12 protein-coding genes and 1 pseudogene are annotated in these 14,256 nt (G+C 35.7%); 2 read left to right on the top strand and 11 right to left on the bottom strand.

The genetic code is table 11. The features are described 5' to 3' along the window. Nucleotides 1-30 precede the first annotated feature (30 nt). From pheA to CD003_RS14595, 4 genes and pseudogenes are all read right to left on the bottom strand, one after another. Nucleotides 31-930 carry a prephenate dehydratase gene (gene pheA / locus CD003_RS14580; protein ID WP_096201787.1) on the bottom strand — a complete coding sequence of 300 codons (900 nt, stop codon included), beginning with the start codon at nucleotides 928-930 and terminating at the stop codon, nucleotides 31-33. Then, nucleotides 931-1,902, bottom strand: coding sequence for a TAXI family TRAP transporter solute-binding subunit (locus CD003_RS14585; protein ID WP_096201788.1), 972 nt, complete (start codon nucleotides 1,900-1,902; stop codon nucleotides 931-933). A 60-nt stretch (nucleotides 1,903-1,962) separates the two neighbouring features. Next, the gene (locus CD003_RS14590; RefSeq protein WP_096201789.1) at nucleotides 1,963-3,921 is read right to left on the bottom strand and encodes a TRAP transporter permease; all 1,959 of its coding nucleotides are present in this window, start codon (nucleotides 3,919-3,921) and stop codon (nucleotides 1,963-1,965) included. A 340-nt stretch (nucleotides 3,922-4,261) separates the two neighbouring features. Further along, a pseudogene (locus CD003_RS14595) lies at nucleotides 4,262-4,399 on the bottom strand (SAM-dependent methyltransferase); the annotation flags it as partial. A gap of 189 nt (nucleotides 4,400-4,588) precedes the next feature. Here CD003_RS14595 and CD003_RS14600 point away from each other — a divergent pair. After that, the gene (locus CD003_RS14600) at nucleotides 4,589-5,491 is read left to right on the top strand and encodes a phosphatase PAP2 family protein (RefSeq protein ID WP_096201790.1); all 903 of its coding nucleotides are present in this window, start codon (nucleotides 4,589-4,591) and stop codon (nucleotides 5,489-5,491) included. 80 nt (nucleotides 5,492-5,571) lie between these two features. Here the strand turns inward: CD003_RS14600 and CD003_RS14605 are convergent, their stop codons facing one another. From CD003_RS14605 to CD003_RS14635, 7 genes are all read right to left on the bottom strand, one after another. Next, nucleotides 5,572-6,459 (bottom strand): glycine betaine ABC transporter substrate-binding protein, encoded by an 888-nt coding sequence (locus CD003_RS14605; RefSeq protein ID WP_096201791.1) that lies wholly within the window; start codon nucleotides 6,457-6,459, stop codon nucleotides 5,572-5,574. A 29-nt stretch (nucleotides 6,460-6,488) separates the two neighbouring features. Next, nucleotides 6,489-7,172, bottom strand: coding sequence for a cysteine hydrolase family protein (locus CD003_RS14610; RefSeq protein ID WP_096201792.1), 684 nt, complete (start codon nucleotides 7,170-7,172; stop codon nucleotides 6,489-6,491). Nucleotides 7,173-7,226: 54 nt separating this feature from the next. Next, nucleotides 7,227-8,057 carry an ABC transporter permease gene (locus tag CD003_RS14615; RefSeq protein WP_096201793.1) on the bottom strand — a complete coding sequence of 277 codons (831 nt, stop codon included), beginning with the start codon at nucleotides 8,055-8,057 and terminating at the stop codon, nucleotides 7,227-7,229. A gap of 3 nt (nucleotides 8,058-8,060) precedes the next feature. Continuing rightward, on the bottom strand, nucleotides 8,061-9,254 hold the full coding sequence (locus CD003_RS14620) for a quaternary amine ABC transporter ATP-binding protein (RefSeq protein WP_096201794.1): 1,194 nt from the start codon (nucleotides 9,252-9,254) through the stop codon (nucleotides 8,061-8,063). 110 nt (nucleotides 9,255-9,364) lie between these two features. Continuing rightward, on the bottom strand, nucleotides 9,365-9,907 hold the full coding sequence (locus CD003_RS14625; RefSeq protein ID WP_096201795.1) for a GbsR/MarR family transcriptional regulator: 543 nt from the start codon (nucleotides 9,905-9,907) through the stop codon (nucleotides 9,365-9,367). A gap of 282 nt (nucleotides 9,908-10,189) precedes the next feature. After that, nucleotides 10,190-11,563 carry a 23S rRNA (uracil(1939)-C(5))-methyltransferase RlmD gene (gene rlmD / locus CD003_RS14630; RefSeq protein WP_096201796.1) on the bottom strand — a complete coding sequence of 458 codons (1,374 nt, stop codon included), beginning with the start codon at nucleotides 11,561-11,563 and terminating at the stop codon, nucleotides 10,190-10,192. Nucleotides 11,564-11,723: 160 nt separating this feature from the next. Further along, nucleotides 11,724-12,614, bottom strand: a complete 891-nt coding sequence (locus CD003_RS14635; RefSeq protein WP_096201797.1) for a diacylglycerol kinase — start codon at nucleotides 12,612-12,614, stop codon at nucleotides 11,724-11,726. A 265-nt stretch (nucleotides 12,615-12,879) separates the two neighbouring features. Here CD003_RS14635 and CD003_RS14640 point away from each other — a divergent pair, with 265 nt between their 5' ends. After that, nucleotides 12,880-14,163, top strand: coding sequence for a glycosyl hydrolase family 18 protein (locus tag CD003_RS14640; RefSeq protein WP_096201798.1), 1,284 nt, complete (start codon nucleotides 12,880-12,882; stop codon nucleotides 14,161-14,163). Nucleotides 14,164-14,256 lie beyond the last annotated feature (93 nt).

Here is a 14,256-nt window from a genome sequence, read left to right on the forward strand (position 1 = left end):
AATTGGATTGCAGTTTTTGAAAGTACTTATTTAAAAATATGTTATGGAAGCGTTAGAACTTTTTTTACTAATACAAGGATAGGTACCAAAAGAACGAATATGGCATCCGATTTCTTGAATCTTATTACAGGCTTGTTTGAACAATAATTCTTTATCGTTCCCACTGGTTTTAAAGTCTAAAAAATAGTAATAGTCTCCCATCGCTGTCTTCCTTGGAGCTGATTCTATTTTTGTTAGATCTAGCTTATTTTCTGCAAATATCTCTAATACTTGATGAAGCATAATATTCTTTTCTTTAGGTAATGAAACAAGAATTGAAGATTTTCTATCACTACTAGTAATAGGTAACTTTTTATTACTTAAGAATAAAAAACGAGTTGTGTTGGTTTGATAATCTTCAATATTATTTTCTAATAATGATAAACCATATATTTTCTTGGCTTGCTCGTTAGCAATTGCAAGCCAAGGTTCTTCAGGGTTCTCCATTATATGCTTTGCCCCTTCTGCAGTACTTTCTACATATACCACTTTTGCATTTGGTAAGTTATCTCTAATATATTTGCTACATTGCCTTAAAGCCTGAGGATGAGAGAAAACCTTTGAGAATTTCTCCCTCTCAATATTTTTGTTTTCCTCATGCGCTAAAAGGTGTTGTTCTATAGGTATTCTTACTTCCCCTTGAATGGGAGTACTAATCTCGTGAATAAGCCAATCAAGAGTTAAATAAACTGAACCTCCAATTGAATTCTCAATCGGAACTACAGTATAATCTGTTTGATTTTGATTAAGTGCATACAAACATTCAGGTATCGAATTAAAAGGAATTGAATTTACCGTATCTAATTTAAATACTTGCTTTACTGCCATTTCTGTAAATGTTCCTATAGGGCCTAAGTAACCAATGATTTGTTTACCTTTTTCCGTATTCACTTATTCACTAATTCCTTTTTCTTCATAGTATTTTTTTGCTCCATCATGAATTGGGATTCCCGCTGTATCTGTCATCGCCTCATTAATGTCCATATGTCCAGCAATTGAATGTGAAGCTTCTAACTCATCGAGGTTTTCCCAAAAGACTTTCGTTAACTCATAGACAAGATCATCAGATAAAGAAGCATCTACTATTAACATCATCTTAATTCCTAAAGTATCAATATCTTGATCTTGATTATCGTATGTTCCAGCTGGTATTGTAAACTCTGAATACCAAGGATACTTATCCATTAAAGACTGTCTGATTTCTGGTTCAATACCGATAAGCTTACCATCAGCTGTTGATGTCATCTCAGTTACCGCTGCAGTTGGAATACCCGCTTGAATAATCGCACCTTCTACTTGATTATTTCTCATTAAATCAATTGCCTCTGTAAAACCAACATACGTTTCATTAATGTCATCAGGATAGTTAATACCATACTCTGGTAGTATAATACTAGATTCCACTTCAGGAGTGCTTCCTACAGCACCTGGTACAAACCGTTTACCTTTAATATCTGCAATACTATTGATATCTGCAGAATCTCTTACAACGAACTGGTTAGGGTTAATATATAAACCTGCCATTATTCGTAGGTCTTCATATTGTCTACCTTCAAATGTATCTTCACCATTATAGGCTTCCCACATAATACCAGTCGTCGCAAAAGAAATGTGTCCTTCCCCATCATTAAGAAGATTTAAGTTGTTAACCCCACCATTAGACGCCTGCGAGTTTACTCTAATTCCTTCAATATTGTTATTCCATATATTGGACATAGTAGCTCCTAAAGGATAGATTGTACCTGACGTACCTGCTGTTGGAAACCTTAATTCTTCAATTTCTGAACTTGAATCACCACTCGAACAACCTACCAGTACCAAACCTACTATTGCACTTAAAATTAAACTTTTAAACCTTTTCATAATTACCCCCTAAATAATTAAGTTTATATAACTATTGCACACCCTTGATATTAGTTTGCTTCACCCCCTAATAGCAGTTTCTGAATTACTATTTTTATCCCTTAACATTAAAACTACTTGCCAAATAATAATTAGGAGAAACAAACTAATTCCTATGAAATCCATTAAAAGAGTAGGCTCTATCATGAGAAAAGCAATAATAATCAATAATCCCCTTTTTATCCAATTAACATTAGTTAGTAACCAACCTTGTAAACCACTGGCTAAAGATATAACTCCTATTATTGCTGTAGTGACTGCTAAGAGAAATCCTCCCGTAAAAGAACCGTCGAATAACAATACTGGATGATAGATAAAGAAAAATGGTATGATAAAACCTGTTAACCCAAGCTTCACTGCTGTATATGAAACTTGGTTCTCATTTGTATTAGCTATACCTGCCGCTACATATGATGCTAAAGCAACTGGTGGTGTTATGTTAGAGAGACATGCATACATAAGTACAAACATATGAGCAGCTATCGGTGTAACACCAAGTTGTATTAAAATTGGTGCAGAAACTGTTGCAACGATAACATATGCCGCAACTCCCGGAACCCCAAGTCCTAAGATAATACTCATCAACATGACTAATAACCCTGCTAGTAATAAACTTTCATTTACATATTGTAAGATTGTATAGCCAAGTGTTAATCCTAACCCTGTTAAGGATACTGTCCCAATTACAACTCCAATCGTTGCACAAGCCACACCAACCCCGACTGCACCCTTTGCACCCTCTTCTAAAGCCTGTATAATCTTTTTTAATCCCATTCTTGTTTCTTTTCGGAGCCAAGTAGAAACAATACAAGCAACAATAGAAAATACAGCAGCATATAAAGGGGTATATCCCATTAACAATAGTGTAATAAGAACAACAAGGGGGATAGACAGATGCCCTTGTTTCTTTAAGACTTCAACTACATTCGGTATATTTTCCTTCGCTATTCCTTTCAATCCAGAACGTTTAGCCTCAAGGTGCACAATCGTGATTACGCTTATATAATAAAGCAGCGCCGGTACAATCGCGGCTAACATTACAGTCGTATATGGTACACCAAGGTATTCTGCCATTACAAAGCCCGCTGCGCCCATAATCGGCGGCGCAAACTGACCACCAGTAGAAGCTACAGCTTCTACTGCTGCTGCAAATCTAGCCTTGTATCCATTTTTCTTCATTAGTGGGATGGTAATCGTCCCTGTAGTAGCTACATTGGCAAGCGCACTGCCATTTATCATCCCCATTAAACTACTAGCAAGTACTGCCACTTTTGCAGGACCACCTGGTGAACGGCCAGCTATCGTTAAAGCAAGATCATTAATAAAGTTACTAAATCCACTAATTCTCAAAAATGCTCCAAACAAAATAAATAAAAAGACAAAAGTAGAAGATACTCCAATTGCAATACCTAAAATCCCTTGACTTCCCCAAAACATATGGTCAATAATACGTTTAACTGAAAATCCACTATGCCCAAAATCACCCGGAATAACAGGTCCTATAAAGTTATAAAGGAGAAAAATTAGTGCTAATATAGCAAGATTACCTACTATTCTTCTAGCAGCTTCAAAAACCATTAGAAGTCCTATTGCACCAAAAAAGTAATCAATTGTTTCTAAATATCCACCACGTAATACGATAGTGTTATAGTTTAATAATAAGTATCCAAAAGAAGTAATACTTAAAATAATAAAGACAATATCTAAAATTGGTGGTCTCTTCAGTTGTAACTGGGATTTCTTTGTCACAGGGAATAACAAAAATGTCATGGTTAAAAGAAAGATTATGTGAATAGCTCTTAAGCGTATTGCATCAATAGTTCCTGTACCTGCAGAATAAATTTGAAATATTGACCAGAAAACTGCAATAAATGCAACCAGTAGTGCCATTTTGCCAATATATTTCCTTAAGCGAGATTCACTATCATGATTTAATAAAAGCTCTTCACTTTTCTTATCCAAGGTCGTCTCTTTTGACATACGTACCTCCTGTGTTAAGATAGTGTAATTTTATGTTATAACTGTTGCCATACTATAAATAGTTTTTAAACAAACATACTTCTATGTATATTAGTTAGTTGTTGTTATATTCATGTTTGTACAATTTCATTTTTACATGTGGAGAAGCTCTACTCGATATGCAATTATCTAGCCAAAACAGTCATAGTACACTATTCCACGGTAATGAACATCTAACAATTACAATCTGACAGACAAAAGCACTTGGATTTAATCCAAGTGCTTTTGTCTTATCAATTAATAGGCAAGATTATAGATCAAAAACCTCTCATTCGGATTTTCCTCATACAAACCTTTTAATTACCTCGTATTGTGAAAATAGTTGTTCAAGTGCGCTATATGGTGTTGGTTCATAACGATGATAATGCAATGAATCATGAAACCCCTTTTGCTTTTCGCATGTATTTATATTAAATAATTCATCATACTTTTCTTCCATTGATACCCTCCTGGTAAAAAAAGGATTATAAATTGATAGTACCTCCTTATAGAATAACTTGAATACGGAATCTTAGTAAAATCTGATTCCATAGTTTTGTTTCTATATAAGAAGGTTTTTAAAGCTTTATGCGAAATAATATAAAGTAAAAACTTTTTATTATACTAACGTATGTTTAAGGAGGTACTGATGAATCAGTTAGAAATATTGCAGAGATTTACACAGCTTCAGCACCCATTTCTTGATCCAATAGCAGCAGTCCTTACATTTTTAGGAAATGAAGAATTTTACTTTATTATCTTGCCACTAATCTATTGGTGTGTTTCCAAATCAATCGGATTTAGGCTATTTTACATTTTTATCTTCTCTATCTATATTAATTCGTTATTGAAAATTAGTTTTGCCGTGACAAGACCTATAGGAGTTGAAGGTGTAAATTCATTATTTGTAAGTTCTGCAGAAGTAGGTAGTCATTTTCCACACGACTCCTTTCCAAGTGGACATGCACAAGGCTCTGCAACACTTTGGGGCTATCTAGCATACATAAGTAGATCGACTGTATTTATTACCTTTGCAGGTAGTTTAATTCTGCTTATCTCTCTATCAAGGCTTTACACAGGAGTACACTGGCCTTCAGATATTATCGTTGGGCTTGGTTTAGGGTTAGCTATTATTCTTATCTCTATCTATGTTACTAAATTTTTATCTAGCATTAGTATTGGTCTTCAATGGGTACTAGCAATTATCTTTCCTATTTTACTTGTATTCCTGTTCCCTGCAGAAGAAGGCTATAAATATGCAGGACTATTACTAGGGGCTGGTATTGGATACCTACTTGAAGGTAAATTTGTAAAAATGGAAATTAGCTCTAGTCTTACTCGTAAGGGATTTGCCTTATTAATTGGACTAGGAGGTATGTTTGCTATCCAAATCGGTTTAAAAGTGATTTTCCCTGAAGCATTTATTTATGATTTTATCCGTTATGGTTTTATTGGTTTATGGGGTTTATTTGTCGCTCCTTTACTATTTGTCCTTCTTCATATTTATAAAGACGAGCAAAAAACGTTCCCGATGTATACTACTAGGTTATAAGTAAATAATACAAAAGAGAAGGCTCATTACATTACTGTAAAAGCCTTCTCTATTTGTATTATTTGTTGTTTTCCTAACTCTTACTTACCTAACATCTCATCTACTTTATCACGGTTTTCATCAACCCATTGTTGAGCTAATTCACTAAACGGTGTTCCATTTTCTTCGTTTTCAAACATCATTTCTTCTAAATCTGCAACATCGATACTCCATCTTGATAAGATTTCATATGCTTCCGGGTGTACCTCTTCTACACCTTTATAAGAGATAACATACACATTATCTGATTTAAAATAATCCCCTTGGCCTTCTAAGAATTTAAGGTCAAATTGTGTAAACATTGAGTGAGGTCTCCAACCTAGAAAGACGATTGGATTTTCATTATTCAACGCACGCTTTGCTTCAGCCATCATAGCAGCTTCATTAGCAGAAACATACTCAAGACCATCTAAATTTAATTCCTCCATCATTTGTAGTGATGTTTCAGTCATTCCAGAACCAGCACTTAAACCAACGACACGATTATCATATTCTGCTTCGTTTCCAATTAAATCTTGAATTGAATCCTCTTCTACATATGATGGTACAACCCATCCTAATGGAACATCCTCATAACTTGTTGCTACTTTTTGCAAGTCATCTTCATATTGCTTCCATAGCTTTTCTTCCGTATATGGTAACCAAGCATCCATAAAGAAGTCGATTTCGTTATTTTTCATACCTAAGAAAATGATTGGTTGTTCTGCTTGACTCTCTGCTGTTTCATAACCAGCTTCTTCAAGGATTAACTTGGCAATCTCTGTAGGAGCTTCTGTACTTGACCAGTACGACATCCCGAAAGTAACAGTTCCTTTTGATTCTTCCCCTGTTGTTCCTTCTGAACCATTACTTGTATCTTCATTTCCACAACCTGCAAGTACAAATGTTAATGCTACTGCTGAGTACAATATTTTTTTAAACTTTTTCATTATAAATTCCTCCTAATATATTAAATCGATTATTTTTGTTTGATGAGTGTTGCTTCATTATTTAACTTCGCAAATACATCTCTCATATTCTCTGGTGTAAAGTGCAACTCATCAGGTCTTGTTGATTCCCAAACGTAGTAGTCTTCACCTTTCAAGTTTTTGACCATTTCAACTGCGTCATATATTTTAATCCCGTATACCCAATTAGCCATGATTAGGATAGATGACATGTGTGCTCCTTCATTCGTGGTTGCGCATATATCCTTTACTAGATTTATTTCGTAATCTCTGAAGTATCCATCAAATACAGTCGTCATTAAACAACCATCTGTTACAAGTCCTCCAACCATTACATGCTCTACATCTAAGCTTCTTAATATAATATCTAAGCTTGTCTCATAGAAGCTGCTCCAACGAAACTTATCTATCACTACTTCTCCCTCATTAGGAGCGATTTCATCCATCACTTCAATTGCGTCTGTACCCGTACAATAGAAAACTGGTTTTCCATCTTCTTTTCTTGGATCTTTATACGATAAGCCCTTGCCATCTGCTCTGTTGATGTGACGAGTGTAGATTACCGGAATGTTTTGAGAACGACATGCCTCTATTAGGTGCTTTGAATTTTCTATTACACTTTCAAGGTTTTGCACTCCGTATTGACTTTCTTTCTGGATGTCTATTAATACAAGTGCTGATTTTTTTAGATTCATACCGCACTTCCTTCCCTCACTACTTTAATAATAAAACTTTTAACTATAAATCTTTTAACCCCGTTGTCCTATTCCTTGTGTAATTCTATCTAAAATGATTGCTAATACTACAATTCCTAATCCACCAACTAAGCCTAACCCTACATTAACACTTGAAATTCCTGCAAGAACGACTGTACCTAGTCCTGGTGCTCCAATCATTGAAGCGATAACTGCCATAGAAAGTGCTAACATAATCGTTTGGTTAACACCAGCCATAATTGTTGGTATTGCCATAGGAAGCTGAACTTTAATCAACATTTGCCATGAAGTTGCACCAAAAGCACGTGATGCTTCTACTACATCTTCAGGAACCTGCTTGATTCCTAGTGCTGTCATACGAACAGCAGGTGGAGCCGCGAATACAAATGTTGAAATAACAGCTGGAACTCCTCCAAGTCCAAATAATAAAATTGCTGGAATTAAATAGACGAAACTTGGTAGAGTTTGCATAAAGTCTAAAATCGGTCTTACAATTGCATCGACCCTTTTGGACTTTGCACTAAAGATTCCTATAGGAATACCAATAATAACGGCAAACAGCGTGGCGGTAATGACTATAGATAACGTTTGCATTGCCGGTATCCATAAATTTACTGCCCCTAAATACAATGAACCTATTAATGTGAATATCGCAATTCCTCTTCCTGCAAATTTCCAAGCTAAGAATATAAGAATAATAGCCATGATTTCTGCCGGTATGAAGGTGAAAATATCTGATACGCCATTAATGAACCACCCAATAATGTTACTTAGTACATTAAAGAATCCTCCTAACAACGGAATTACCCAATTATCTACAAAATTGTTTGTCCACTGTTCTAACGGTAAATAAAAATAATTCATTCATTATTCTCCCCTATCCAGTTCTTTTCCTAAAGCAAGTCCTGATAAAATGGATACTCTTACTATAATACCCATTAATTTATTGTTATCGACAACTGCGATTGGGTATTTAGTTTCTGCTGCAATACCGATTAAATCATTTAAAGGTGTTTCAAGTGATGTTGTTTCAAAATCATTTTGAAGAACATCTTCTACCCATTTATCTTCATTTAGAGCTTTAATAGCAGCATCAATAGTTAAAAGACCTTTAAGATTTTTTTCCTTGTCGACTACAAAAATACTAGATAACCCTGCCTCTTCCATTTTTCTAACTGCTACACGAGGGCCATCTTTCCAAGTTGTAATGACATCAGGTTTTTTCATTACGTTTGAAGCTTGTAATACCTTTGAACGATCCACATCTTCAACGAAGCTTGAAACATAATCATTTGCTGGATTTTCAAGAATCTCCTCAGATGATCCGATTTGAACAATTGAACCATTTTTCATTATCGCAATTCGGTCCCCTAGCTTAAGGGCTTCATCTAAATCATGTGTAATAAAAAGAATTGTTTTTCCTAGTTTATTTTGCAAATGTAATAGTTCATCTTGCATTTCTTTTCGAATTAACGGATCTAGTGCACTGAATGCTTCATCCATTAGTAAAATATCGCTATCATTTGCTAAAGCACGAGCTAGCCCAACGCGTTGCTGCATTCCACCACTAAGCTCACTTGGATAGCTATCTACATATCCTTTTAACCCTACATCCTCAATTGCCTTTTGCGCTTTCGCTTCTCGTTCTTCTTTTGGAACCCCTTGAACTTCTAAACCAAAAACAACATTTTGCAGGATTGTACGGTGAGGGAATAAAGCAAACTTTTGAAAAACCATTCCTAGCTTTGACCTTCTCGTTTTCATTAAATCTTCTTTATTCATTTTCGTGATGTCTTTACCGTCTATTAATACCTCTCCACCAGTAGGTTCAATTAAACGATTAATTAATCGTATTAACGTTGATTTTCCACTTCCAGACAGTCCCATAATCACAAAGAATTCACCAGGCTTAACTGAAAAAGAAGCTCGATTTACACCTACAGTTAATCCTGTTTCTTCTAAAATTTTATCTTTGTCTTGCCCATCTTCTAATCTTTTAATTCCTTCTTTAGGATTAGAACCGAAGATTTTTGTTAGATTACTAACTTTTATCTTATCCATGAAACACGCCCCTTTCAGTCCATAAAATTACAGTATTCTTATATATAAACTTGGTTTAATTACTAGTAGAGGTTTCTAAAAAGTTTACTAAACCTTTTAGACAACCTCTTCTACTTTTTCTCTCCTTCAATTGGAAAGTACTTAAATAACTCTCCACTTTCCATTGCATCAATAATTCGTTTTGTCCAGTCAAAGTAGATAAGCGTATCATTCATCAACTTTAAATCATGTAAAGCTTCTTCCTTCGCTTCCTCTGATTCGGTGTTATGAGCAACATCTTCTAATAATGGCTTGACCTTATCATTTGCCTTCATAATGATATTTCGTTCTAACCTAATATTTTTAACAAAGAAACTAATAAAGTTTTTCACAAAGTCACGTTCGGCAATATAATGGTCTTTTCTGTCACCTTTTTTCCAAACTTTAATTATCATCTCTGTATCTAGTAATTCTCTTAAGCCTGTACTTACACTACCTTTACTCATCGCAACTGCATCTTTTATTTCATCCAATGACATAGATTTTTTTGAAAAATATAAAACACCGTATATTCGACCTACTGAAGGTGTAACACCATAAATGACCATCGTTTGTGCAATTGAACTGATTAGTACATCTCTAGATTCTTCAATCTTTTCAAGATCATTTTGCAATAGTATACCTCCCTTCAGGATTGTTCATTTATTTTAATTTGTTCAGTTTGTTCAAAACAAATTGAACATCTTGTTATATAGTATAACGTTTTGTTTATCTCGTCAAGTTTTTACAAAATATTTTCTCCCAACTCCAACAAAACTAATCATAGGTGTTTAAAAAGGATCTATTGTAATCAATCCCTTGTGACTACATATGTCAAAGTAATATATTTTCGCTTATTTCAGGTTCGTTTATTCATTAAAAAAAAGAAGAAGTAGGAACCAATTGGCTCCTACTTCTTATGTTAATTCTAATTGAACAACCGCTTCACAATGGTTTGTATGTGGGAACATGTCTACAGGTTGTACTTTTTTTGTTTTGTAGCCACCTTCTTCAAGGATATGTAGATCTCGAGCCAATGTCGCTGGGTTACAGGACACATAGACAATGCGTTTTGGCTTCATTTTCAGCATCGTTTGTAATAGTGCCTCGTCACACCCTTTTCTTGGTGGGTCTACAACAATGACGTCTGCCCTGATACCTTGAGCGTACCACCATGGAATAACTTTTTCAGCTTCTCCTACTGCAAAATCAACATTTTCTATGTGGTTTAACTTTGCATTACGCTTCGCATCATCTATTGCTTCTGGTACAATTTCAACGCCGTATACATGCTTTGTACGTTGAGCTAGAAATAAAGAAATTGTCCCTATTCCACAATAGGCATCAATTACGGTTTCCGTTGTAGTTAGGTTTGCATACTCTAATGCTTTGTCATAGAGTACCTTCGTCTGTTCAGGATTTACTTGATAAAAAGAGCGTGCTGAAATAGCAAACTTAATATCTCCAATGTAATCATAGATGTACTCTTCACCAGAAAGAACAATCGTTTTCTCACCAAATATTACATTTGTTCGGCGATTATTAATGTTTTGCACGATTGACTTTACTTGAGGTAATCGTTCTTGAATTTCTGCAATAATCTTCTTTTTGTGTGGAAGATCTTCACCTTTAGTTATAAGAACGACCATAACATCGCCAGTTACTAAACCATAGCGAGCAACAACATGTCTTAATGTGCCACGATGCTTTTGTTCATCATACCCACGAATTCCATTTTTCTCAGCAATATCTTTCACAGCTTGTACCACTTTATCATTCTCTTCATGCTGAATTAAGCAACTATCCATATTTATAATATGGTGAGAACGTTCTTGGTAAAATCCTGCTACAAGCCCTCCCTCTCTATCAGCTACTGGTACTTGTGCTTTATTACGATAACGCCAAGGGTCTGTCATACCAAGCGTAGGATGAACAGTAACATCTGTGATTTTCCCGATTCTTTCCAATACATCTCGTACTTGCTTCTGCTTTTGTACAAGCTGAGCTTCATAGCTCAGATGCTGTAATTGACAGCCACCGCACTGCTGATAGATTGGGCATGGTGGCTCCGTTCGATCGGTACTCATCTCGCTATATTCCATCACTCTACCAAAGCCGTAGCCCTTTTTTATTTTTACAACTTTGACCTTTGCCTTTTCACCAGGTAACGCTTTAGGAATAAACAGCGTAAATCCGTTCACCTTCGCAACCCCAGCCCCATCATGGGTTAAGTCCTCTATTGTAACTTCAACTATTTGATTTTTTTCTACAGGAGTTCCTTGTTTACTCATTTTTCTCTTCCTTTATACGTCCGTCATTTGCTTACATGATTTTAGCACATTTTTTACTTAGAATAAAATCTTCATTAGACTCTTACCTATAGAGTGCATAAAAAATAGGAGTACAAATCATTTCTGTTGATTCGCATCCCTATCTAATCAATTCATTTAGTTATTTCTTGACTGGAGCTAACATTTGAAAATGTTGATACAAATTAACAAATTCGACTGGTAGCATACCACCGTACTCACCATCTAAATTAAGCTGCATGTTTCCTTCCACAAAAACTTTAATTCTGTTTGCTTGTACATATTTCATCTTTGGATGACCAATATGTTCTCCGCGTAAAGCCTGACTGCCGATACGCACAAACTCAGGGAAGGACATTTTTTCAATAATTATTAAATCAAACATTCCATCTTCTAAATCCGCTTTAGGAGCTAACTTCTCAAAGCCTCCAACAGAATTTGTATTACAAACTAAGAAGAGCATTATTTCTCCCTCATAAAGCTTACCATCATACTCAATACGGACGTTTGTTGGTGAAATTGAAGGGAGCTTTTCTAGCCCCTTTACATAATAGGCGACTTGTCCCATCATTGTTTTGAGCCTACTTGGAACTTCGTATGTTAACTCTGTTAACGTACCACCAGCAGCTATATTCACAAAATATTGTTCTCCTGCCTTACCTATATCAATTGGTCTTGTCTGACCATCACATAATATATCACATGCTGCTTCTATATCTCTTGGAATACCGAGGGCTCTTGCAAAATCATTCGTTGTGCCTGCAGGGATTAATCCCAGAGTTGGTCTATACTCCTGTTCTGCTAATCCATTAACAACTTCGAAAATTGTACCATCTCCCCCAGCAGCAATAACCACATCATACTGTCTCTCTACTGCTATTCTAGCTGCTTTTTTGGCGCATCCTTCCCCTGTTGTTGCATGTGCACTAGCTTCATACCCTACACTTTCTAATCGCTCAAGTACGTAAGGTAATTGCTTCCTCATATACTCTCTTCCAGCGGAAGGATTATAAATGATTCTAACTCTCTTCATTTCGATCCCCTACTTTATAATAAAATGTATCCCATGTATTTACATAGCCGATATTTTTAATTATTGTATCGTAATTAGCTAACCTAGTACAATCTTTGAATTATAATTTGTTGAAAATTGTCAGTTTACTACAGTCTTGATTTGTACAACCTCTTATTTCAATATATCAATTTTTCTTCTGATTATGATACTTTTTTCGATTGTATCATCATTTCCTTTTATTTGAATATAGTTATATTGATGATTTTTTTAAGGAGGAACTAATGTGCAAATTTATGTTGTTCAGCAAGGAGACTCTATTTGGGGAATTTCACAGGCCTATAATATCTCACCTGAGCTATTAATTGAAGCAAACCAACTTCCTGACCCAACTCAACTCGTCTTAGGGCAGGCACTCGTTATCCCTATTTGGGGGAGATTTCATTGGGTCCAGTCAGGGCAGACATTAGAAGATATAAGCAGACAATATGGTGTATCTGTTCAGGAACTCGTTACTATTAATCAAATAGCCGATCCTGGATTAATATCACCTGGATTACGTTTATATATCCCTCAGCAAGAGCGAGTACCAATTGATGTTGGGGCTTATGTTGATTTAAATATTACAGGTCCTGAATCACCAGCGGCAGTTGAAGCAGTTGGCGAATACTTAACCTATTTGCAAATCTTCAGCTATGAATTGAATGAAGACGGTTCCTTAACTCCCATTGAAGACCAACAAATAATTAATACTGCCTATGAAAATCAAGTTGTTCCCCTTATGGTTATCACAAATATTGATGAGGGGCAATTTAGCACTGATTTAGTTACTACTGTCTTAGAAAGTGAACAACTACAAGAACGACTTCTTAATGAAGCCATTGCCGTTATGAATCAAAGGGGTTATTTAGGTCTCGATTTTGATTTAGAATATCTTGGAGAAGTAAATCGAGAGCGCTACAATGAGCTCATGAGAAAAGCACAAGTCCGTTTAGATGAAAGAGGCTACTTTCTCTCTAGTGCTCTTGCTCCAAAGGTTCGAGCTGATATGCCTGGTGTCTTATATGAAGGCCATGATTATGCAGCGCACGGTGAATATGCAGATTTTGTTTTCTTTATGACGTATGAATGGGGTTGGACTGGTGGTCCACCAATGGCGGTTGCCCCTCTTCCACAAGTACGAGAGGTTATTGAATATGCTGCATCAGAGGTTCCAAATGATAAAATCATGATGGGTATTCCATTATATGGATATGACTGGACACTCCCCTTTGAACCAGGTGTAACTAGAGCACGTGCTATTGACCATCAAGAAGCAATTGAGCTTGCTCTCACTTATAATGCAGATATCGAGTATGATCCTGTAGCCCAGTCACCTCATTTTAACTATGTAGATGAAGAAGGCCTTGAACATGAGGTTTGGTTTGAAGATGCGCGAAGTATGCAGGCAAAATTTGATTTAGTGAAAGAGCTTGGCTTACGAGGCTTTTATTATTGGGTACTTGGCTGGGAATTCCCACAAAACTGGCTGCTTATAGAGGATAACTTTATTGTAAATAAAAGAGTGTAACCATCAAGATGATCAATACCATCTGGTTACACTCAAAGTAATATAGGTAGCCGCTTCCTTTTTTAGAATATTTTTTAAGGGAGCGGTACACTT

Origin of the sequence: Bacillus sp. FJAT-45350, assembly GCF_002335805.1 — a bacterium.
Taxonomy (GTDB): Bacteria; Bacillota; Bacilli; order Bacillales; family NISU01; genus FJAT-45350.

Excerpts from the sequence above, each read along its gene's own strand:
- CD003_RS14600 (WP_096201790.1), top strand. The coding sequence starts at position 4,589 with ATGAATCAGTTAGAAATATTGCAGAGATTTACACAGCTTCAGCACCCA.
- CD003_RS14610 (WP_096201792.1), bottom strand. The coding sequence starts at position 7,172 with ATGAATCTAAAAAAATCAGCACTTGTATTAATAGACATCCAGAAAGAA.
- CD003_RS14620 (WP_096201794.1), bottom strand. The coding sequence starts at position 9,254 with ATGGATAAGATAAAAGTTAGTAATCTAACAAAAATCTTCGGTTCTAAT.
- CD003_RS14605 (WP_096201791.1), bottom strand. The coding sequence starts at position 6,459 with ATGAAAAAGTTTAAAAAAATATTGTACTCAGCAGTAGCATTAACATTT.
- CD003_RS14615 (WP_096201793.1), bottom strand. The coding sequence starts at position 8,057 with ATGAATTATTTTTATTTACCGTTAGAACAGTGGACAAACAATTTTGTA.
- CD003_RS14635 (WP_096201797.1), bottom strand. The coding sequence starts at position 12,614 with ATGAAGAGAGTTAGAATCATTTATAATCCTTCCGCTGGAAGAGAGTAT.
- rlmD (WP_096201796.1), bottom strand. The coding sequence starts at position 11,563 with ATGAGTAAACAAGGAACTCCTGTAGAAAAAAATCAAATAGTTGAAGTT.
- CD003_RS14585 (WP_096201788.1), bottom strand. The coding sequence starts at position 1,902 with ATGAAAAGGTTTAAAAGTTTAATTTTAAGTGCAATAGTAGGTTTGGTA.
- CD003_RS14590 (WP_096201789.1), bottom strand. The coding sequence starts at position 3,921 with ATGTCAAAAGAGACGACCTTGGATAAGAAAAGTGAAGAGCTTTTATTA.